Origin of the sequence: Geodermatophilus sp. CPCC 206100 (assembly GCF_048569675.1) — a bacterium.
Lineage (GTDB): Bacteria > Actinomycetota > Actinomycetes > Mycobacteriales > Geodermatophilaceae > Geodermatophilus.
This window is the reverse complement of sequence record NZ_JAQISV010000008.1, coordinates 156,554-177,906: the sequence shown is the minus strand read 5'-3', so window position 1 is coordinate 177,906 and position 21,353 is coordinate 156,554. Positions and strand designations below refer to the sequence as shown.

The following is a 21,353-nucleotide window of genomic DNA, read 5'->3' as shown; positions in this document are numbered from 1 at the left end:
CCCGGTCCCGGCCCTCGGAACCGGGCGGCAGCGCACACCGTCACCGGTCAGGGCCGGGTCCGAGCCGAGCACCCGGGTGATCTCGGTCGCCGCCTACCCTGGACACGTGACCAGCACGCTCGAGCCGGCGACGACGCTGCCGCCGTTGCGGCTCGGCGGGCTCACGGTGGACCCCGCGGTGGTGCTCGCGCCCATGGCCGGCATCACCAACCCGGCGTTCCGCACGCTGTGCCGCGAGTTCGGGGCCGGCCTCTACGTCTGCGAGATGATCACCACGCGGGCGCTGGTCGAGCGCAACGAGAAGACGCTGCAGATGGTGCAGGCCACCCCGGACGAGAAGGACGCCTTCTCCGTCCAGCTCTACGGCGTCGACCCGGCCACCGTCGGGCGCGCGGTGCAGATGCTGGTCGACGAGGGCGTGGCCGGCACCCGCCCGGCGCACGTCGACCTGAACTTCGGCTGCCCGGTGCCCAAGGTGACCCGCAAGGGCGGTGGCTCGGCGTTGCCCTGGCGGCGGGTGCTCCTCCGCGACATCGTGCGGGCCGCCGTCCGCGCCGCCGGGGACGTGCCGGTCACCGTCAAGACCCGCATCGGCATCGACGCCGACCACGTCACCTACTTCGACGCCGGCCGGATCGCCCAGGACGAGGGCGCCGCGGCGATCACCCTGCACGGCCGCACCGCCGACCAGCTCTACAGCGGCACCGCCGACTGGGCGCCGATCGCCCGGCTGGTCGAGGCCGTCGACATCCCGGTGCTGGGCAACGGCGACATCTGGGAGGCCGACGACGCGCTGCGCATGGTCGCCGAGACCGGGTGTGCCGGCGTCGTCATCGGCCGCGGCTGCCTGGGCCGGCCCTGGCTGTTCGGCGACCTGGCCGCCGCCTTCGCCGGGGAGTCGCGGCGGGCGCTGCCCACCCTGCGCGAGGTCGCCGCGGTGATGTACCGGCACGCCGAGCTGCTGTCGGGGGACCAGGGCGAGCTGCACGGCTGCACCGACTTCCGCAAGCACGTCGCCTGGTACCTCAAGGGCTTCTCCGTGGGGTCCGACGTCCGCCGGGCGCTGGCGATGGTCAGCTCCCTGGACGAGCTCGCCGGCCTGCTGGCCGGCATCCCCGACCAGCCGTACCCGACGGCGGTGCTCGGCGGTCCGCGCGGGCGCACCACGCCGCCGCAGCCGGTGGCGCTGCCCGAGGGCTGGCTGGCCGACCGCGACGACCCCCGGCCACCGGCCGGGGCCGAGCTGATGGTGAGCGGCGGATGAGCGGGAACCGCGAGGACGAGGGTCGGGCCACGGACACGGGGCCCTACCTGTACGACGACGGGCCGGCACCGCTGCACACCGGCACCCCGCGGGCGGCGCGCGGCCTGATCCTGGCGATCCTCGGGGGGACCCTCGCGGTGGCGGTCGCCATGGCCGTCGGGCTGCCGCTGGTCAAGGGCACCCCCGAGGAGCAGGCCCGCCAGGTCACCGGCGTCTTCCTGGCCGCGCTGGCCCAGGACGACGTCGAGACCGCACACCAGCTGCTCTGCGAGGACGAGCGGGCCCGCGTGGACCCCGCGCAGGTCGCGGACGTCTACGCCCCGGGCGGGGACGGCGAGGTCGCCGGGGCCCGGGCCGCCGAGGTCGGCGGGGAGCCGGTGCAGCGGGTCGCGGTGCAGTGGTCCGACGGCGGCACGTCGCTGCTCACCGTGGTGAGCGAGGACGGCCCGCGGATCTGCGGCACGTCGGCCGGCTGAGCACCGCGCCCCTCCGGCCGCGCTGCGCGCCTGACGCCGGAGCGCCCCGGCGTCCCTCCCGGTCGATTCCCCTGACCGTGTCCCGACACCCGGACGTGGGGTTGGCGCGCCCCTGGTGCGTGGGCCACCATCCCGTCACGGACAGACGTATGAGACGTCTACCCGCGGCGGGTCACAGGGGCCGGGGGACGAGCGCGGAGGTGCACGGTGGGCGGTACCGGACGGACGACCTGGGTCTACGACTTCAGCCAGGGCAACAAGGACCAGAAGGACCTGCTGGGCGGCAAGGGCGCCAACCTGGCCGAGATGACGAACCTGGGGCTGCCGGTGCCGCCCGGGTTCACGATCACCACCGACGCCTGCCGGTACTACCTCGAGCACGGCAGCACCCCGCCGGAGCTGGCCGACCAGGTGACCGAGCACCTGACGGCGCTGGAGAAGGCGATGGGCAAGACGCTCGGCGACCCCGCGGACCCGCTGCTCGTGTCCGTGCGCTCGGGGGCCGCGGCGTCCATGCCCGGGATGATGGAGACCGTCCTCAACGTCGGCCTCAACGACGAGTCGGTCCGGGGGCTGGCCACGCAGTCGGGCAGCGACCGCTTCGCGTGGGACTCCTACCGCCGGCTCATCCAGATGTTCGGCAAGACGGTCCTCGGCATCGACGGCGAGCTGTTCGAGCACGCCCTGGACGAGGTGAAGCGGGAGCAGGGGACCGAGTCCGACCTCGACCTGGACGCCGCGCACTTGGAGGACGTCGTCCGCCGGTTCACCGCGATCGTGCGCGAGCAGTGCGGCCGGGACTTCCCACAGGACCCGCGCGAGCAGATGGACCTGGCGATCAACGCCGTCTTCGACTCCTGGAACTCCGAGCGGGCCATCCTGTACCGCCGCCGCGAGCGCATCCCCGGCGACGCCGGCACCGCGGTCAACGTGGTCGCGATGGTCTTCGGCAACCTGGGCATGGACTCCGGCACCGGCGTGGCCTTCACCCGCGACCCCGGCAGCGGCGCGCAGGGCGTCTACGGCGACTACCTGCAGAACGCGCAGGGGGAGGACGTCGTCGCCGGCATCCGCAACACCGTGCCGCTGGCCGAGCTGGAGCGGATCGACGAGGGCGCCTACCGCGAGCTCATGGAGACCATGGCCCGGCTGGAGTCGCACTACCGCGACCTGTGCGACATCGAGTTCACCGTCGAGCGCACCAAGCTCTGGATGCTGCAGACCCGCGTGGGCAAACGCACGGCGGCGGCCGCCTTCGTCATCGCGACGCAGCTGGTCGACGAGGGCCTCATCGACATGGACGAGGCCGTCCGGCGGGTGACCGGCGACCAGCTGGCCCAGCTGATGTTCCCGCGGTTCGTCTCCGGCGGGGACGCCACCCAGCTGACGCAGGGCATGAACGCCTCGCCCGGTGCCGCCGTCGGCAGGGCGGTGTTCTCCTCCGAGACCGCCGTCGAGTGGGCGGGGCGCGGCGAGAAGGTGGTGCTGGTCCGCCGGGAGACCAACCCCGACGATCTCGCCGGGATGATCGCCGCCGAGGGCGTGCTGACCAGCCGCGGCGGCAAGACCTCGCACGCGGCCGTCGTCGCCCGCGGGATGGGCAAGACCTGCGTCTGCGGCGCCGAGGAGCTGCAGGTCGACACCGCGGCGACGCGCTTCACCGCGCCGGACGGGACGGTGGTCGGCGAGGGCGACGTCATCTCCATCGACGGCTCCACCGGCCGGGTGTGGCTCGGCGAGGTGCCGGTCGAGCCGTCCTCGGTGGTCCGGTACTTCGAGGGCGAGATCGGCCGGGAGTCACCGGAAGCCGACGGCGGTGCTGATGAGTTGGTGCGCAGCGTGCACCGGATCCTCACGCACGCCGACGCCCGGCGGCGGATGGACGTCCGTACCAACGCCGACACCCCCGAGGACTCCGCCCGCGCCCGGCGGTTCGGCGCGCACGGGGTCGGGCTGTGCCGGACCGAGCACATGTTCCTCGGCGACCGGCGGCAGCTGGTGGAGAAGCTGATCCTCGCCGAGGGGGACGACGAGCGGCAGGCCGCGCTGGACGCGCTGGAGCCGCTGCAGAAGCAGGACTTCCTCGAGATCTTCGAGGCGATGGACGGCCTGCCGGTGACCGTCCGGCTGCTCGACCCGCCGCTGCACGAGTTCCTCCCCGACCTCACCGACCTCTCGGTGCGGGTCGCGGTCGCCGAGGCGGAGGGCCACCGCGACGAGGGGCAGCTGCGGCTGCTGGCCGCCGTCCGCCGGATGCACGAGCAGAACCCGATGCTCGGCCTGCGCGGCGTCCGGCTGGGCCTGGTCGTGCCGGGCCTGTTCGCGATGCAGGTCAGGGCGATCGCCCAGGCGGCGTGCGAGCGGCGGACCGCCGGCGGGGACCCGCGGCCGGAGGTGATGATTCCGCTGGTCGGCGCGGTGCAGGAGCTGGAGGCCATCCGCGAGGAGGCCGAGCGGGTCATCGCCGAGGTGTGCCAGGAGCACCCGGACCTGCGGATCCTGATCGGCACGATGATCGAAGTGCCCCGGGCGGCCCTGACCGCGGAGGAGATCGCCCACTCTGCGGAGTTCTTCTCCTTCGGTACCAACGACCTCACCCAGATGACGTGGGGCTTCTCGCGGGACGACGTCGAGGCGGCGTTCTTCCACGCCTACCTGGACAAGGGCATCTTCGGGGTGTCGCCGTTCGAGTCGATCGACGGGCCCGGCGTCGGCCGGCTGGTGGAGCTCGGCGTCGAGGGCGGCCGGCGGGGCCGCCCGGACCTCAAGCTGGGCGTCTGCGGCGAGCACGGCGGCGACCCGGACTCGGTGCACTTCTTCCACGAGGTCGGGCTGGACTACGTCTCCTGCTCGCCGTTCCGGGTGCCGGTCGCCCGGCTCGAGGCCGGCCGCGCCGCGCTGGGGGCCGAGCGCGCCGGCACTTGAAAGAGGACCCCGGTGCCCCCCGCGCCTCGCACGCTCGACGCGGGCCCCTGCACCGGGGCCTTCGTGGGTGCCGCGTGGTACCCATGACGGGTGGCGGTGCGCGCGGGGAGCCTGGTCGGGAGGGTCGTCGGCGCGCTCGTGATCGCCTTCTTCCTGCTGGTCGCCTCCACGGCGACGGCGATCTGGTGGACGGCGCGGCAGGACTCCCGCCCGGCGTCCGACGCGATCGTGGTGCTCGGGTCGGCGCAGTACAACGGCGTCCCGTCGTCCATCTTCGAGGCGCGGCTGGAGCACGCGATCCGGCTCTACGAGGCCGACGTGGCGCCCGTCATCGTGACGGTGGGCGGCAAGGCCGCCGGTGACCAGTTCACCGAGGCCGAGGCCGGTGCCGCCTACCTCGCCGACGCCGGCATCCCGGCCGACGCACTGCTGCCCGTGCAGCAGGGGGTGGACACCCTGGAGAGCATGCGGGCGGTGGGCACGGCGTTCCAGGAGCGCGGCTGGTCCTCGGCGGTGCTGGTCACCGACCCGTGGCACGCCATGCGCGCCGAGCGGATGGCCGAGGACGCCGGCATCGCCGCCGACAGCTCGCCGACCCGGCAGGGCCCGGCGGTGCAGACCCGTGCCACACAGTTCCGGTACATCCTCCGCGAGACGGCGGCCTACCTGCTCTACCGGGTGACCGGGGAGAGCGTCGCCGGCGCGCCCGGGATCGGTTGAGGGAGGAGGACACCGTGCTCGAACTGGGCAAGGCCGGCTCGGCCGGCACCGAGAAGGGCGTGCTGCCCGTGCTGCGCGACGGCGCCGTCGTGGCCACGCTGCGGGCCTCGACCTGGAAGGAGGCCGCCACGGCCGTCGTCGGCGACCGCGAGTGGCTGCTCACCAAGCGCAAGCGCGAGCTCGTCGCACGCTGGGCGGTCGACCCCGAGGACACCGCCCGGCTGCGGGCCTGGCAGACCTCGTTCTGGAAGGGCACCTGGGAGGCCGACCTGGCGGGGACGCCGGTGCAGGCGGAGGTGGTGTCCCGCTGGACGGGTGGGCAGCGCTACCTCTCGGGCGGGCGGGTGGTCGCCCAGACGGGGACGACGGGCGGCTGGTCGCCGCGCCCGACGCTGACCGCCGACGACTCGATGCCGCTGGACCAGCAGGTCTTCCTGCTGTGGCTGGCCCTGGTGATGAGCCGCCGCGACCAGGCGGCGATCACGGGCGCGACCGTGGCCGCGGTCGGCGGCGCCACGGCGGGGGGCAGCTGATGGCCGGCCGGGGTCGCATCCGGGCGGCCGACATCGCGCTCGTCCGCGAGCGGAGCAAGATCGACGAGGTCATCGGCGAGCACCTGCAGCTCAAGCGCGCCGGCGGCGGTTCGCTCAAGGGCCTCTGCCCCTTCCACGACGAGAAGTCGCCGTCCTTCCACGTCACCCCGAGCCGGGGGCTCTATCACTGTTTCGGCTGCGGGGTGGGCGGCGACGTCATCCGCTTCGTGCAGGAGATCGACCACCTCTCGTTCGGCGAGGCGGTCGAGCTGCTGGCCGGGCGGACCAACGTCGAGCTGCACTACGAGGACGACGGCGGTCGGCCCACCGGTGCGCCCCCCAGGGAGCAGGCCGGCCAGCGTGCCCGGCTGGTCGCGGCCAACACCGCGGCCGCGGCGTTCTACGCCGAGCAGCTCGGCTCGCCGGAGGCGGCGCCCGCGCGGCAGTTCCTCGCCGACCGCGGCTTCGACCGGCAGGTGGCGCTGGACTTCAGCTGCGGCTACGCGCCCGGCGGCTGGGACACGCTGACCCGCCACCTGCGCGGCAAGGGCTTCACCCAGCCGGAGCTGGTGACGGCGGGGCTGGCGAAGGAGTCCTCGCGGGGGACCCTCATCGACCGGTTCCACCGCCGCCTGGTCTGGCCGATCCGCGACATCACCGGCGACGTCATCGGCTTCGGCGCCCGCAAGCTGATGGACGACGACCCCGGGCCCAAGTACCTGAACACCCCGGAGACCCCGCTCTACAAGAAGTCCACCGTCCTCTACGGCGTGGACCGGGCCAAGCGCGACATCGCCCGCCGCCACCAGGCGGTCGTCGTCGAGGGCTACACCGACGTCATGGCCTGCCACCTGGCCGGCGTCACCACCGCGGTGGCCTCGTGCGGCACCGCCTTCGGGGCCGAGCACATCGGCGTCCTCCGGCGGCTGCTGATGGACCAGGACGAGTTCCGCGGCGAGGTCATCTACACCTTCGACGGCGACGCCGCGGGCCAGAACGCGGCGATGAAGACCTTCGCCGAGGACCAGCGCTTCGTCGGGCAGACGTTCGTCGCCGTCGAGCCCGACGGCCGCGACCCGTGCGAACTCCGGCAGGCGCACGGCGACGCCGCCGTCCGGGACCTCGTCGCCCGCCGGACGCCGCTGATCGCCTTCGTGCTGAAGACGACGCTGGCCGGCTACGACCTGGACACCGTCGAGGGCCGGGTCGCTGCACTGGAGAAGACCGTGCCGCTGGTCGCGCAGATCAAGGACCACGCGCTGCGGCCCGCCTACGCCCGCCAGCTCGCCGGGATGATCGGCAACACCGACGAGGCCGAGGTGCTGGAGCGCGTGCGCAGGCTCACCGGCGACGGGCAGGCCTCGCAGCGGCCGCGGGCCGGGACGCCGAAGCGCTCACCGGACGACATCGCGGTCGCCGTCGAGCGGGAGGCCGTGAAGACGGCGCTGCAGGTGCCGGAGCTGGCCGGGCCGTCGTTCGACGCCATCCCGGTCGAGGCCTACACCGACCCCGACTACGCGGCGGTGGCCGCGGCGGTCGCCGGCACCGGGGGAGCGGCGGCCACCCGCGTCACGGGGCCGGCGTGGCTGGACGAGGTCGCGGCGCACTGCACCAGCGAGAGCGCCCGGGCGCAACTGACCGCGCTGGCCGTGGAGCCGCTGCGCTCGTCGCACGAGGCGGACGCCGCCTACGTCGGCGCGGTGCTGGCCCGGCTGGAGGAGATGCACACCGTCCGCCGGGTCGCCGCGCTCAAGGGGAAGCTGCAGCGGATGAACCCGGTCGAGGCCGCCGACGAGTACATGAAGGCGTTCAGCCAGCTCATGGCGCTCGAGCAGCAGGCGATCTCGCTGCGCCAGCGGGCGATGGGCGGGCTGGCCAAGTGACGCTGCTCGACCGGGTGCGGCGCCGGTTCGCCCGCCCGCCGGAGCCCGTGTGCGCCGTCGTCCAGGCCTCGCCCGACCCCGACGAGCGGGTGCTGGCCTGGGGCGTGCTCGTCCGCGACCAGGGCTGGCTGGTGGCGACGTCCCAGGGGCTGCGCCGCGTGCCGGCCGGGCTGCCGCTCGCCGAGGCCGGGCAGGCCGACGTCCTCCCGTGGCACGAGGTCGCGTCCGCCCGCTGGACGGCGACCGGCGACGGCGGCGGCCGTTTCGAGGTCATCGCCCTGACCGAGGTCGAACCCGGCGTGCAGGCGCGGCTGCCCGCCGACCGGCACGCGCTCGACGACGCGGGCGACCTGCCGGCGGTCGTCCGCCGCCGGGTGGACCAGACCGTGGTCGCCAGCCGCCGGGCCCCCCTGCCCGGCCGGGGCGAGGTCGTGCTGGTGGCGCGGCGGGTGCCCGGTCAGGCGGCGCGGGAGTGGACCGTGGTGTTCGACGACGACGCCGACCGCAGCGACCCCGTCGCGCGCGAGGCGGCGCGACAGAAGCTCGCCGAGGCCGTCGCCGCCGACCAGGTGGTCTGAACCGCCGCCGTCAGGGGATCGGCGTGGTGCTGGCAGGGGGGATCGTGCCCGGCGTGCTGGCCGGTGCCACCGTGCTCGCCGGTGCCGCTGCCGTGCCGGTCGTGCTCGCCGGGGTGGGTCGCGGGCCGCCCGAGGTGTCCTGGCCCATCCGGCTCTTCACCGAGTTGACCACCGCGTCGGCGCGGGCCTGGGCCATCCCCGCCACACCCTGCAGCTGCGGGTTGTCCTTGGCGTTGTCCCACGCCTTGCGGATCTGCTCGTAGCGCTCGCGCCCGGCCTTGGCGCCGAGCACGTACCCGGCACCGAAGCCGGCGAGGAAGGACAGCTTCGCCACGGGGGACCTCCTGAGTGATCGAGAGAGCGGGCGATCACGGTAACCGGGACCAGCGGTGGCGCGCGACGTGAGAGGCCCTCCGCGGTGCGGGAGACGGCGTCGGGTACCCTTGCCGAGGCGCGCGGGTCCGTCCCGCCGGTCCCCCGTAGCTCAATTGGCAGAGCATGCGACTGTTAATCGCAGGGTTATTGGTTCGAGTCCAATCGGGGGAGCACCACCGCAGGTCGGGGCGACGTCGAGACGGTCGCCGACGATGCGGTCCCTCCCCCTCGCGCCGGTGACGCCCGGCCGGCCGACCACGCTGCTGATGGCGCCTCCATCTCTCGTGCGCCGGGTCGCCGGCGGCGGATCTGCTTGACCCTCGTGCGTCGTCCCGGACAGAGTGCGAGCCGCCCGCTGGTGGCTCGGCAGCTGGACTGCCTCGCCGGCCCGTCTCCCGAGGAGTCGACATGTCCCGTTCCGACGTCCCGAGCTTCGACTACGTCGTCGTGGGCGCCGGCACTGCCGGCTGTGTCCTGGCCCGGCGGCTGCTGGACGCCACCGACGGGACCGTGCTGGTCGTCGAGGCCGGCGGGCCTCCCGATGGGCTGCCGACCGTGGCCGACCCGACCCGCTGGGTCGAGAACATCGGCGCCGCCCACGACTGGGGCTACGTGTACACGCCGACCGAGCACACGGCGGGCCGCAGCCTCTTCCTGTCCCGCGGGCGCGTCCTCGGTGGGTCGGGCAGCACCAACGCCCTCGTGTGGGTGCGCGGGCAGCGGCGGGACTTCGACGGGTGGGCCGCTGCCGGGAACACCGGCTGGGACTACGAGTCGGTGCTGCCCTACTTCCGGCGCAGCGAGGACTGGCAGGGCGGCGCCTCGACCTACCGCGGTGCGGGAGGACCGGTTCGCCTCGAGCGGTCCGGGGCCGAGCACCCGGTCGCGTCGGCGCTGATCGAGTCGGCCCTCTCCTACGGGATGCCCTACCTCGACGACGTCAACGTGCCGGAGCCGGTGGGTGTCGGCCCCATCAACATGGCCGCCGTGGGCGGACGGCGGACCAGCACGTGGACGGGGCACCTCGAGCCGGTCCTGGGCTCGGACCGCCTCACCCTGCTCACCGGAGCGGAGGTCACCCGGCTGCACCTGGCCGGCTCGCGGTGCACCGGTGTGGAGTTCGTCCAGGACGGCCGCACGACGCAGGTGACGGCGACCCGCGAGGTGGTGCTCAGCGCGGGCGCGATCAACAGTCCCAAGCTGTTGCTGACCTCCGGGATCGGGCCCGCCGACCAGTTGCGATCGGTGGGTGTCGAGGTCCGGCACGACCTCCCCGGCGTCGGCGCCAACCTGCAGGAGCACCCCATCGTGGCGGGGCTCTGCTTCGCGGCGGCCGAGCCCCTGCCGCCGTTCCAGGACAACCTCGAGGGCAGCGCGGCGTTCTGGCGCAGCGACCCGGCCCTGCCGGTTCCCGACCTGCAGTTCGTCTCGGTCCAGATCCCCTACGTCTCGCCCGAGATCGCCGCCCGCTACCCGGTGCCGCCGAACGCGTTCGTCCTCGCGCCCGGGCTCATGGTCGTCCGCAGCCGCGGTTCCCTCCGCCTGACCGGCGCAGCCCCGGACGCCGCCCTGGACATCCAGCCCAACCTGCTCGCCGATCCGGCCGACGTCGCGGCCCTCGTGCGCGGCGTCGAGATCGGCCTGGAGCTGGCGGCGCAGCCGGCCTTCAGCAAGCTGATCGGTGCGTGGGTCGCCCCGGACCGGCCGCTGGACGCCGCCGGCGCCGAGGACTTCGTTCGACACGCGGCGATGCCCTACTTCCACCCGGTGGGAACCTGTGCCATGGGCGTCGACGAGGCCGCGGTCGTCGACCCCGAGCTGCGGGTGCGCGGGCTCGAGGGACTCCGCATCGCCGATGCCTCGGTCATGCCGACCATCACCTCGGCCAACACGAACGCCACGACCGCGATGATCGCCGAGCGGGCGGCGGACCTGATCGCGGCCGGCTGACCGGGGTGCCCGGCACGGGAGGAGAACGGTGCGCCACCAGCTGACCGTGAACGGGGAGCTCGTCGACGTCGAGGTCGCCGGCCTCGAGCCGCTGAGCACGGTGCTGCGCGGGCAGCTCGGCCTGACCGCCACCAAGGTGGCCTGCGGACGGGGGGAGTGCGGCGCCTGCACGGTGCTCGTCGACGGCGGGGTCCGGATGTCGTGCACGACGCCGGCCGCGCTCGTCCGGGGTGCTGTCTGGACCAGCGAGGGCCTGGCCGACCAGACCCGCGACCTGCGCGCGGAGTTCGCCGACCGCGGCGCCTTCCAGTGCGGCTTCTGCACGCCCGGGCAGGTCGTCTCGGCGCAGGCGCTGCTGCGCGAGGGGCTGCCCGCGGACGACGTCGAGCGGCGGCGGCACGTGCGCCACCGGCTCTCCGGCAACATCTGCCGCTGCACCGGCTACCAGGCCATCGTCGACGCCGTCTGCGCGGTCGCGGACCGGCGTGCCACGGAGCCGGCGTGAGCGTCGGCGAGCGGGTCCGGCCGCTGGACTGGGAGGCCCGCAGTCTCGGCACCCTCCGCTACACCGCCGACCTCACCGGGGAGCACCTGCACGCGGCGGTGCTGCGCTCGCCGCACCCGTACGCCGAGATCCGCTCGATCGACGTCCGGCCGGCGCTGCGGATGCCCGGGGTGCACGCCGTGATCACCGCTGCGGACTTCCCACCCGGCGTCACGTACCTCCACCGGGGCGCGCCACTGTCCGACCGCCCGCCCCTGGCCTCCGGCGTCGTCCGGCACGTCGGGCAGGAGGTCGCCGCCGTCGCGGCCGACACCCTTGAACTGGCGCGCGCCGCCTGCGCCGCGATCCGGGTGCGCTACCGGGTGCGCCGCGCGCCGGTGACCGTGCGCGAGGCCCGCGCCCCGGACGCGCGGCGCCTGCACGAGCGCACGACCGACGAGCCGAACGTCTCGATGCTGCTCGACGTCGAGTGGGGCGACGTCGCGGCCGGCCGCGCCGCGGCCACCGTGTCGACCACCGGCAGCTTCGTCTACCCGAGCCTGTCGCACGCCGTCATGGAACCCAACACGACCCTGGCGTCCTGGCAGGACGGCCGGGTCGAGCTGTGGACGTCGACCCAGGCGCCGTGGTTCATCCAGAAGGAGGTCAGCCACCTCCTCGGCATCCCGCACGACGACGTCGTCCTCCGCGAGGTGGCGGTCGGTGGCGGCTTCGGCTCCAAGTCGAAGATCTCCGAGCACGAGGTGCTCGCCGCGGCCCTGTCCCGCGCGGCGGGCCGGCCGGTCCTCCTCGAGCAGTCACGCGAGGAGGAGTTCGCCAGCAACAAGCCGCGGCACCGCTTCGAGACGACCCTGACGACGCACGCCGACGCGAACGGCGTCCTCCGCGCGCTCGAGGCCGATGTCACCGTCGACAACGGGTCCTACAACCACATGGGGACGTCGGTGATGCGCGTCGGCGTCATCACGCTCGGCTCGATGTACCGGCCCGACGGCGTCCGCTTCACCGCGCGGCTGGTCGACACCGCCACCCAGCCCGGCGGCCAGTTCCGCGGCTACGGCACCCCGCAGGTGTCGCTGGCCATGGAGAGCCAGGTCGACGAGATCGCCGAGCGGCTCGGCATCGATCCGCTGGAGCTGCGGTTGCGCAACCTGCCCGACGAGCACACCACCACCCTCTGCGGCTACGAGGTCGGCACGAACCGGCTGGGCGACTGCCTGCTCGCCGTCCGCGACGCGATCGGGTGGACGGCGCTCAAGACCGAGCGGCGGCCCGGCCGCGGAGTCGGTGTCGCGGCCGGCTCGCACGGGTCGGGTGCCTACGCCTACGAGTTCGCCAACCGCGCCGACGCCGCGATCGACCTGTTCGACGACGGCCGGGTGCGGGTGCGCTACGGCGGCGCCGACGCCGGCACGGGCCAGAGCACGATCCTCGCCCAGGTGGCCACCGAGGAGCTCGGTGTCCCGCTCGACCGGGTCGAGGTCTTGTCCATGGACAGCGACCGCACGCCGTTCGAGCTCGGCGCGTGGTCGTCCCGCGGCACCCACATGACCGGCTCCTCCGTCGGGCAGACCGCGCGGGAGCTGGCCGCGCAGGTGCTGGCCCTGGGGGCCGCCAAGCTCGGCACGACGGACGTCGCGCTCCGGGACGGCGCCGTGGTCTCCGACCAGGGGTCGGTCGCGCTCGCCGACCTGGTCCGCCTGTCCCCGGACACCCGCGACGGCGTCTGGTCGCACGAGTCGAGCTACCTGCTGGACGGCACCGAGCCGCTGTCGCCGGCGAAGAGCACGGCCAACCTCTCCCCGTCCTACGCCTTCGCGGCGCACGCCGCGGTGGTCGACGTCGACCGGCGCACCGGCGAGGTCTCCGTGGTCGACTACGTGGCCGCGCACGACGTCGGCCGGGCGATCAACCCGACGATGGTCGAAGGGCAGATCGTCGGCGGCGCCGTCATGGGCCTGGGGGGCGCGCTCGGCGAGGAGACCATCCGGCAGGACGGCCGGGTGGTCAACACCAGCTACCTGCACTACGCGATGCCGCGTTCGGCCGACGTGCCCTCGGTGCGGCCGATCATCGTGGGCAACGTCGAGCCGGCCGGCCCGTACGGGGCCAAGGCGGTGGGGGAGATGTCGATCATCCCGCCGGGTGCGGCGGTCGCCAACGCGGTGTACGACGCGGTCGGGGTGCGGATCCGCTCGCTGCCGATCACGCCCGACAAGGTGCTGACCGCGCTCGCCGAGCAGGAGGGGCGCCGGCGGCGGTTGCACCTCTGGCGGCGGCCGTCGACCTGGTGGGTGACGGCGATGCGGGCGCTCTACCCGCGGGGGCTGCACGCGGGACTGCACCGCTGGGGCACCAGGATCGGCCGTGGCGTGGTCCCGGTCGGCGTCCCCGTCCCGCCGGAGGTGGTCGTGCCGACCCGGCTCGACGGCGCGGTCGCCGCGGTCGCCGGCGGCGGGGTGCCCGTGGGCGGTGCCTCCGACGTCGTCGTCGAACGCCGCCGCCAGCCTCGCCCGGCGCCGGTCCTGGTGGCGCTGACCGGCGTGCCGACACTGCGGGCACTCCGCCGCGACGAGGACGGCGACCTCCACGTCGGCGCCGCGGTGACCCTGGCGGAGCTCGCCGCCGCGGCCCGCGAGCACGGCGTCCCCGCGCTGGCCGACGCGGTGGAGACCATCGCCTCGCCCCAGATCCGCAACGCCGCGACCGTGGCCGGCAACCTCGTGCAGGAGAAGCGCTGCTGGTTCTTCCGCAACGGCTTCCCCTGCTACAAGCGCAACGGGGTCACCTCGCCCTGCTACGCCGTCGAGGGTGACCACCGTTTCCAGCACGCGGCGATCGGCGGGCACCGCTGCCAGGCCGTGACGCCGTCCGACCTGGGCACCGTGCTGCTCGGCCTCGACGCCACCGTCGTGGTCGCGCACGGAGCACGGCGCTCACTGGTGCCGATGGCCGAGTTCTACACCGGACCCGGCGAGACCTGCCTGCGCGAGGGCGAGCTGGTCACCGAGGTCGTCGTCCCCGCGGCCGCGCTGGCCCGCACGTCCCGGTTCGAGAAGCTCGCGCTCTACACCGGCGACTTCGCCACCGCCGCAGCAACGCTCTCCGTGGCCCGGGACGGCGCCGGGACGTGGACCGACGTCCGCGTGGTGCTCGGCGCGATGGCGCCGACGCCGATCCGGCTGCCCCGTGCCGAGCGGGCGCTGACCGGACGGGCGCCGTCGGTCGCCGAGGTCCGGGCCGCGGTCGACCGCGCGCTGGACCGGATCGGGCACCCGCTGCCGCGCAACGGGTGGAAGCTCGACGCGGCCGCGGGGCTCGTCGAGCGGGCGGCCGACCGGCTGCTCGCCGGGTGAGGGCCTGACCGCAGGGGGAACCGCCGGCACCCGCGCCTCGCGTCAGGGATCCTGTCCGGGTGCCTGCCGTCCGTCGCCTCCCCTCCCGAGCCGCGCTCCTCACCGAGCCGCCGCGCGCCGGCCTGGACGTCGCCGCCCTCGCCGCCACGTGGCCGTTGTTCGCAGCCGCCCGCCGCGGTGACGGCCACCCGGTCCTGGTCCTCCCCGGGCTGATGACCGGCGATCCCGCCACCCTGGTGCTCCGGACCGTGCTCCGCGCCCTCGGACACCACGTGTCGGGCTGGGACCTGGGCCTCAACCGCGGCCCGACGAGCCGCGTCGTCGATGCGTTGCGCGCCCACCTCGACCGGCTGCACCGGACCTCGGGACGGCGGGTCAGCCTGGTCGGCTGGAGTCTGGGCGGGCGCTACGCGCAGGAACTGGCCCGGGCCGCGCCGGGCAGCGTCCGCGGACTGGTCACCCTCGGGACGCCGGTCGGGCGAGGGGCACCGTGGGTGCGCACGGCCTCGGGGGTCGTGGACCGCGGAACCCGACGCCTCCGCGGGGCTGCCGGGCTGCCCCGGCCCTGGGCCGAGCGCGGCGCCCTGCGGGTGCCCGCGACGTCGGTCTACACCCGGGCCGACGGGATCGTGCACTGGTCGTCGTGCCGGTACGAGATCCGCCCGAGGCGGGAGAACGTGGAGGTGCGCGGGAGCCACCTCGGCCTGGCCTGCAACCCAGCGGTGCTGTGGCTGCTGGCCGACCGGCTGGCGATGGCCGAGGGCACCTGGACACCGTTCCGCCCCCCGCTCGGACTCCGGGTGCTCTTCCCGCGCAGCCGCTGACACCGGGAGGCGCGCACTCTCCGCCCCGGCACCGTGGCTCTCTGTCGCTGTTCCCTCGCATTGGGGGTTGGGCGAAACCGGAGGTGCTCCGTCACGATGGCTGCTCAGGGGCATGGAGGAGTGGAACGTGCTGGAGCAGCGACACCCGGTCGGGGCCACGCGTCGGCGCCGGTTCGCCATCGTCGGCCCGGCGTTCGTGGCCGCCATCGCCTACGTCGACCCCGGCAACTTCGCGACCAACTTCTCGGCCGGCGCCGAGTACGGCTATCTGCTCCTCTGGGTCATCGTCCTGGCCAACCTCATGGCGATGTTCGTGCAGAGCCTGTCGGCCAAGCTCGGGCTGGCCACCGGGATGTCCCTGCCGCGGCACTGCCGGCAGCAGTACCCCCGGCCGGTCGTCTGGGGGCTGTGGGCCCAGGCCGAGCTGGTGGCGATCGCGACCGACCTCGCCGAGATCGTCGGCGGTGCGATCGCGCTGCACCTCATCTTCGGGATGGACCTGTTCGTCGGCGGGTTGGTCACCGGGGCCTGGGCGTTCCTCCTGCTCGCCCTCCAGGCCCCGGGGGACCGGCGCTACATCCACGCGGTGACCGCGTATCTCGGCCTGATCGTCTTCGCGTTCCTGCTGCTCGTCCTGACCGCGGACATCGACGCCTCCGCCGCGGTCAGCGGGCTGGTGCCCCGGATCGACGACCAGGGCAGCCTGTTGCTGGCCGCGGGGATCCTCGGCGCCACCGTGATGCCGCACGCCATCTACCTGCACTCGGCGCTGGTGACCGACTCGCCGGAGGCCCACACGGTGACGCAGCGGGTGAAGGCGCTGCGGGCACAGCGGATCGACGTCACGGTGGCGATGACCCTGGCCGGGCTGGTGAACGTGGCGATGCTGCTGGTCGCGGCCGCCCTGTTCGCCGGCACGTCGCTCGGCGACAACGCGCTGGAGGGCGCGTACGAGGGGTTCGGCCCCTTCAGCGCGGCCGCGCTGCTGTTCGCCGTGGCCCTGCTCGTGTCGGGTTTCGCCTCCTCGAGCGTCGGCACCTACGCCGGCCAGGTCATCATGGACGGCTTCCTGCGGCGCCGGATCCCGCTGTTCCTCCGCCGGGCGCTCACCATGCTCCCCGCGCTGGTGGTCCTGGCGCTCGGCGTCGACCCCACCTGGGCGCTGGTCGTGTCGCAGGTGGTGCTGTCCTTCGGGATCCCGTTCGCGCTCGTGCCGCTGCTGATGCTGACCCGGCGCCCGGACGTCATGGGAGAACTGGTCAACCGGCGCCGGACGACCGTGGTCGCCGGTCTGGTCACCATCGTGATCCTGACCCTGAACGCGGTGCTGCTGGTCCTGCTGTTGTCGTAGGGGTGCCGCCGGCGGCTGGGACCGGTGTCGCCCGACGTCGTGGCGGCTCGCCGCCGTCGGTGCGTCCTCACCCCTGCGGGTGACGGTGGGGTCACTCCACTTCCGAGTCCGGCGTCTCGGGCCGATCACCTGATCGTGGAGAGGTCCGGACAGGCGACGACCGCACAGCGGCGTCCCGTCCTCGCGGTGTACCTGACCATCGGTCTGGCGGCTCTGTTCGCCACCGGCGTCGGGGATCGCCCCGACGGCGCGGTGTGGGACAGGACCTACGACGTCGTCCTGTACAACCTGCCCTACCTGGCCGCTGCCGCGGCCTGCGTCGCGGCCGCGCGCCGGGTGCGGGCCGAGCGGATCGCCTGGGCGGGTCTGGGTGTGGCCCTGACGTTGAGCGCGATCGGCAACGCCCTGCGCGTGCTCGCCGCCGGCGTCGAGGGCACCGGCCCCTCGTCCGCGCTGGCCGACCTGTTCTCCCTGGCCGGCTACCTGACCATCTACGTCCACGTCGTCGGCCTCATCCGGGCCCGCGTGCCGCGCTTCCACTCCTCCATGTGGCTCGACGGGGTCGTGGGCGCCTTCGGCACCCTGGCCGCCGGCGTGGGCTTCCTGCTCGGCCCCTACCTGTACCCCGGCCCCGGCGAGCGGGCGGTGGGCGCCATCGAGCTGGTCGGCCCGGTGACCAGCGTGCTGCTGCTGGCCACCCTCGCGGCCGTCGGCTCGATCCTCGGCGTCCGCCTGGACCGCACCCTGCTCACCGTGACCCTCGGGCTGTGCTGCATGTGCGCCGCGGACATGATCCTGTTCACCCTCAAGGTCCGCGGCGCCTACGTCGACGGCGGGCCCCTGGAGCTGGGCTGGCTCGCGGGCATCGTCTGCGCCGCCGTCGCGGCCTCCGGGGCGCGCAACCGGCGCGCGCCGGTCAACCGCAACGGCGGCTCGCGGATCGGCTGGCGACTGCTCGCCGTGCCGCTGGCCTGCATCGTGGCCAGCCTCGTCGTCCTCGGCTCGGGGTGGACCCACCCGATGCCGCCGGTCTCGGCCTGGTTCGCCATCCTCTGCGTGCTCGCCGGGATCGCCCGCATCGCCGTGACCTTCCGGGAGGTGCGTGCCTTCAACGAGGTCAAGCAGGAGGCCCGCACCGACGAGCTCACCGGCCTGGCCAACCGCCGCGCCCTGATCGAGCGCGCCCAGGAGATGGTCGACGCGTCCAGCGCCGGCCGCCCCGGTGCCCTGCTGCTGCTCGACCTCGACGGGTTCAAGGAGGTCAACGACAGCCTGGGCCACGCCGCCGGCGACGACCTGTTGCGGCAGGTGGGGCCGCGGCTGCAGCGCGCCCTGCGCGGCGACGACGTCCTCGCCCGCCTCGGCGGTGACGAGTTCGCCGTCCTGCTGCCCGACACCACGGCGCCCCAGGCGCAGCTCCTCGCCGAGCGGCTGCGCGACCTGCTGCTCGAGCCCTTCACCGTGGGCGGCACGCGGCTGCACGTCGGCGTGAGTGTCGGCGTCGCGACCATCCCGGTGCCGGCGACCGGCGTCGAGGACCTCCTGCACTGCGCCGACATCGCCATGTACACCGCCAAGAGCGCCCGGGGCGGCGTGCAGCTGTACGTCCCGGACCCGATCACGGGCAAGCCGGGCGGCGACCGCCTCCGCACCATGGAGGAGCTGCGGACCGCCCTCCACGAGGGCCAGATGGCCGTCCACCTCCAGCCGCAGCTGGACCTGCGGGACGGCGGCGTCTCCGGCGCGGAGGCCCTGGTCCGCTGGAACCACCCGACCCGCGGGCTGCTCGCCCCCGGCGAGTTCCTCCAGGCCGCCGAGCAGGCGGGGCTGCTGCGCACGCTCACCGACACCGTGCTCGAGCTGGCCCTCGAGGCGGCCGGTCGGTGGTGGGGCGAGCACCGCGTCCCGGTCTCGGTCAACCTGTCGGCCGCCAACGTGACCGACCTCGACCTGCCGCAGAAGGTCGTCGCCGCGCTGAACCGCCACGGGCTGCCGGCGCAGGTGCTCACCCTCGAGCTGGTCGAGGACACCCTCATGGCCGACCCCGAGCGGGGCCGCGCCGTGCTGGGCAGCCTGCGTCGCATCGGCGTCCGGACGTCGATCGACGACTACGGCACCGGCTACAGCTCGCTGGCCTACCTGCGGACCCTGCCGGCCGACGAGCTCAAGCTGGACCGCAGCCTCACGGCGGACGTCGATCGCGACCCGCGCGCCGCGTCGATCGTGCAGCACACCGTCGCGCTCGCCCACGACCTGGGCCTCAGCCTCGTGGCCGAGGGGGTGGAGACGGTCTCGACCAGCGCCGCGCTCGCCCAGCTGGGCTGCGACGTCGCCCAGGGCTACGCGATCGCCCACCCGATGCCGGTCGACGCCTTCCTCGCCTGGCTCGAGGCCGCCGACTCGGCGCTGCTCGACGCGACCCTGCTCCCGCAGCTGAGCCGGGAGGGCGCTGCCGACTGACGCCGACACGCGGCGTCGTGCAGCGCTTTCCGCTGTCACTCGGACACGATGGGTGTGTGTGCCCTCCTCCTGCTGCCAGTGAACTGCTCCGTCCCCGCCTCCTCGGGGACACCCTCATCCCGCCGCAGGGCGCCGCCGAGCACTGGCGTGACCTCGCGCCGGGCATCGTTCGCCAGCGCTTGGTGATCGAGGGCATCCCGGCCCGCCCGATCGGCGACGAGCAGATCCGGCGCTACCTGTCGGCGCTGTCCCGCGAGGTCGACATGGTGCAGCTCCTCGAGCCGGTGACGCACCGCTCGGACCTCTACGGCTGGGCCGGCTGGATCCACTGGGAGACGTCGGGCGCGCACTTCTACGCCTGGGAGCAGCCGCAGCTGTTCTTCTCGGTGGACCTGTACACGTGCAAGGCCTTCGACGTCGACACCGCCGTGTCCTTCACCCGCCGGTTCCTCGACGCGGGCACCGTCGTCGCCAAGTCCTTCTGACGTGCCCGTCCGCCTGCTGGTCGCGCACACCCCCGCCGAGCGGGACGCCGCACGCACGGTCGAGGGGCGGGTCTTCCTCCAGGCCTTCGGCAACACGCCGGAGGTGATGGAGCAGGAGTACGGCCCGTTCGAGGCGCGGTCCCGCTTCGTCGTGGTGCTGGACGAGGACTCCGGGACCGCCCTGGGCGCCGCCCGGCTGATCCTCCCGGACCCCTCGGCCGGCCCGGTGAAGACGCTGGCCGACGTCGCCGGCGATCCCTGGCGCGTCGACGTCGCGGACGCCCTCGGACGGGCGGGGCTCACCGGCGGGCCGGTGTGGGACGTGGCGAGCCTGGCCGTGGACCGGCGGTTCCGCAGCGGTGCCGGCGGCGCCGAGCTCACCCTGGCCCTCTGTCACGGCATCCTCGAGCACCCGCGGATCTGCGGCGCCGAGGGGCTGGTCACCGTCCTGGACGACAAGGTGCTCCGGCTGCTGCGGGTCATGGGGGTGCCGTGGGCTCCGCTGCCCGGTGCGGCGTCGCGGCCCTACCTGGGGTCGCCGGCCAGCACGCCGTGCGTCATGCGCGTCGACGCCGTGGGGGAGAGCATCCGCGCCCGCCGGCCCGACGTCGCCCCGGCCGTGGTGGACGGCGTCTTCGGCTCGATCCACCTCGACCCGGCGGACCTGGCGCCCGGCCGCGGCGCCCTCCTCCCGGAGGTCGACCCACTGGTCCCGCCGGGGCACCCGCTCGTGCCGACCGCCTGAGCGGCCCGGCCCCGCGAGCGGCGCCGCCCCTCAGTCGCGGTGGCCGTCGACGCCGGGCAGGTCCAGGCGGCGCACGCGCGCGGGGTCGGCGACGACGTCGATCTCGGCGATCCGGTCCTCCTCGGTGACGGTGAAGCCCATGACGGCGAACGGTCGGCCGTGTGGCCCGAGCACGGCGCCCGCCGACCCGTTCACCAGCACCGGCCGGGCCGTCCGGGCGGGTCCGGAGAAGTCGAGGGCGCGTGCGGCCACCGCCCGGGCTCCGCGGACCTCCCGCGGCGCTCCCGGAGGGACCTCGCGGTCGGCTCGGAGCACGACGGTGGGGTCGAGCACGGCCAGCAGCGCGTCGAAGTCGCCGTCGCGCGACGCGGCGAGGAACGCGCTCACCACCCGGCGCTGGCCGGCCCGGTCCGCCGCCGGGACGGGCGCACCCCGGACGCGCCGGCGCGCCCGGCTCGCGAGCTGGCGAGCCGCCGCGGGCGACCGCTCCACGATCGGGGCGATCTCGTCGAACGGGACGGCGAACACGTCGTGCAGGACGAAGGCCAGCCGCTCGGGCGGAGCCAGCTCGTCGAGCACGACGAGCAACGCGAGTCCGACCGAGTCGGCCAGGAGCGCCTCGGACTCGGGATCGGTCCCGTCGTCGCGGGCGACGACGGGCTCGGGCAGGTGCGGGCCGAGCGGCTCCTCGCGGCGATGCCGGCGCGAGCGCAGCGCGTCCAGCGAGATCCGGGCGACGACGGTCGTCAGCCAGCCCCGGAGGTCGTCGACGCCGCGGACGTCCGAGCGGCTGAGCCGCAGCCACGCCTCCTGCACCGCGTCGTCGGCCTCGCTCGGGGAGCCGAGCATCCGGTAGGCGACCGCGCGGAGGTGCTGCCGGTGCTCCCCGAAGCGGTTCACGAGCTCCTCGGACTCGTCCACCA

The 21,353-nt window shown here is 74.5% G+C and carries 17 protein-coding genes and 1 tRNA gene; 16 read left to right on the top strand and 2 right to left on the bottom strand.

Annotated features, from left to right (window positions below; genetic code table 11):
- Positions 1–106: 106 nt before the first annotated feature.
- The 7 genes from dusB (at position 107) to PGN05_RS04940 (ending at position 8,379) form a co-directional block, all read left to right on the top strand.
- Entirely contained in the window at positions 107–1,264 is a 1,158-nt protein-coding gene (gene dusB / locus PGN05_RS04970) for a tRNA dihydrouridine synthase DusB (RefSeq protein ID WP_419751417.1), read from the top strand.
- Positions 1,261–1,740 (top strand): hypothetical protein, encoded by a 480-nt coding sequence (locus tag PGN05_RS04965; protein ID WP_419751416.1) that lies wholly within the window; start codon positions 1,261–1,263, stop codon positions 1,738–1,740. The genes dusB and PGN05_RS04965 overlap by 4 nt, the downstream gene beginning before the upstream one ends.
- A 207-nt stretch (positions 1,741–1,947) precedes the next feature.
- On the top strand, positions 1,948–4,665 hold the full coding sequence (gene ppdK, locus PGN05_RS04960; RefSeq protein WP_419751415.1) for a pyruvate, phosphate dikinase: 2,718 nt from the start codon (positions 1,948–1,950) through the stop codon (positions 4,663–4,665).
- A gap of 90 nt (positions 4,666–4,755) precedes the next feature.
- Positions 4,756–5,385: a YdcF family protein gene (locus PGN05_RS04955; protein ID WP_419751414.1), complete on the top strand. Its 630-nt coding sequence runs from the start codon at positions 4,756–4,758 to the stop codon at positions 5,383–5,385.
- A 14-nt stretch (positions 5,386–5,399) separates the two neighbouring features.
- Positions 5,400–5,918, top strand: a complete 519-nt coding sequence (locus PGN05_RS04950) for a hypothetical protein (RefSeq protein ID WP_419751413.1) — start codon at positions 5,400–5,402, stop codon at positions 5,916–5,918.
- Complete coding sequence (gene dnaG / locus PGN05_RS04945) at positions 5,918–7,801, top strand: DNA primase (protein ID WP_419751412.1); 1,884 nt, start codon at positions 5,918–5,920, stop codon at positions 7,799–7,801. Before PGN05_RS04950 ends, dnaG begins: the two co-directional genes overlap by 1 nt.
- On the top strand, positions 7,798–8,379 hold the full coding sequence (locus PGN05_RS04940; protein ID WP_419751411.1) for a hypothetical protein: 582 nt from the start codon (positions 7,798–7,800) through the stop codon (positions 8,377–8,379). Before dnaG ends, PGN05_RS04940 begins: the two co-directional genes overlap by 4 nt.
- 10 nt (positions 8,380–8,389) lie before the next feature.
- Here the strand turns inward: PGN05_RS04940 and PGN05_RS04935 are convergent, their stop codons facing one another.
- Positions 8,390–8,713, bottom strand: a complete 324-nt coding sequence (locus PGN05_RS04935) for a hypothetical protein (RefSeq protein ID WP_419751410.1) — start codon at positions 8,711–8,713, stop codon at positions 8,390–8,392.
- Positions 8,714–8,852: 139 nt separating this feature from the next.
- On the opposite strand from PGN05_RS04935, the gene PGN05_RS04930 reads away from it, so the two are divergent.
- The 9 genes from PGN05_RS04930 (at position 8,853) to PGN05_RS04890 (ending at position 20,430) form a co-directional block, all read left to right on the top strand.
- Positions 8,853–8,925 (top strand) — tRNA-Asn (locus PGN05_RS04930).
- Positions 8,926–9,162: 237 nt separating this feature from the next.
- Entirely contained in the window at positions 9,163–10,704 is a 1,542-nt protein-coding gene (locus PGN05_RS04925; RefSeq protein WP_419751409.1) for a GMC family oxidoreductase, read from the top strand.
- 28 nt (positions 10,705–10,732) lie between these two features.
- Entirely contained in the window at positions 10,733–11,209 is a 477-nt protein-coding gene (locus tag PGN05_RS04920) for a (2Fe-2S)-binding protein (protein WP_419751408.1), read from the top strand.
- Positions 11,206–14,565, top strand: coding sequence for a molybdopterin cofactor-binding domain-containing protein (locus PGN05_RS04915; RefSeq protein ID WP_419751407.1), 3,360 nt, complete (start codon positions 11,206–11,208; stop codon positions 14,563–14,565). The genes PGN05_RS04920 and PGN05_RS04915 overlap by 4 nt, the downstream gene beginning before the upstream one ends.
- Before the next feature lie 59 nt (positions 14,566–14,624).
- Entirely contained in the window at positions 14,625–15,389 is a 765-nt protein-coding gene (locus PGN05_RS04910; RefSeq protein ID WP_419751406.1) for an esterase/lipase family protein, read from the top strand.
- 127 nt (positions 15,390–15,516) lie between these two features.
- Positions 15,517–16,740, top strand: a complete 1,224-nt coding sequence (locus PGN05_RS04905; protein WP_419751405.1) for an Nramp family divalent metal transporter — start codon at positions 15,517–15,519, stop codon at positions 16,738–16,740.
- Positions 16,741–16,926: 186 nt separating this feature from the next.
- The gene (locus tag PGN05_RS04900) at positions 16,927–19,200 is read left to right on the top strand and encodes a putative bifunctional diguanylate cyclase/phosphodiesterase (RefSeq protein ID WP_419751404.1); all 2,274 of its coding nucleotides are present in this window, start codon (positions 16,927–16,929) and stop codon (positions 19,198–19,200) included.
- A 56-nt stretch (positions 19,201–19,256) separates the two neighbouring features.
- Positions 19,257–19,685 carry an S-adenosylmethionine decarboxylase gene (locus PGN05_RS04895; RefSeq protein WP_419751403.1) on the top strand — a complete coding sequence of 143 codons (429 nt, stop codon included), beginning with the start codon at positions 19,257–19,259 and terminating at the stop codon, positions 19,683–19,685.
- Position 19,686: 1 nt separating this feature from the next.
- Positions 19,687–20,430, top strand: a complete 744-nt coding sequence (locus PGN05_RS04890; RefSeq protein WP_419751402.1) for a hypothetical protein — start codon at positions 19,687–19,689, stop codon at positions 20,428–20,430.
- Between the two features lie 30 nt (positions 20,431–20,460).
- On the opposite strand, the gene PGN05_RS04885 is transcribed toward PGN05_RS04890, so the two are convergent.
- On the bottom strand, positions 20,461–21,351 hold the full coding sequence (locus tag PGN05_RS04885) for a sigma-70 family RNA polymerase sigma factor (protein WP_419751401.1): 891 nt from the start codon (positions 21,349–21,351) through the stop codon (positions 20,461–20,463).
- Between the last annotated feature and the right edge of the window lie 2 nt (positions 21,352–21,353).

Excerpts from the sequence above, each read along its gene's own strand:
- PGN05_RS04965 (WP_419751416.1), top strand. The coding sequence starts at position 1,261 with ATGAGCGGGAACCGCGAGGACGAGGGTCGGGCCACGGACACGGGGCCC.
- dnaG (WP_419751412.1), top strand. The coding sequence starts at position 5,918 with ATGGCCGGCCGGGGTCGCATCCGGGCGGCCGACATCGCGCTCGTCCGC.
- PGN05_RS04925 (WP_419751409.1), top strand. The coding sequence starts at position 9,163 with ATGTCCCGTTCCGACGTCCCGAGCTTCGACTACGTCGTCGTGGGCGCC.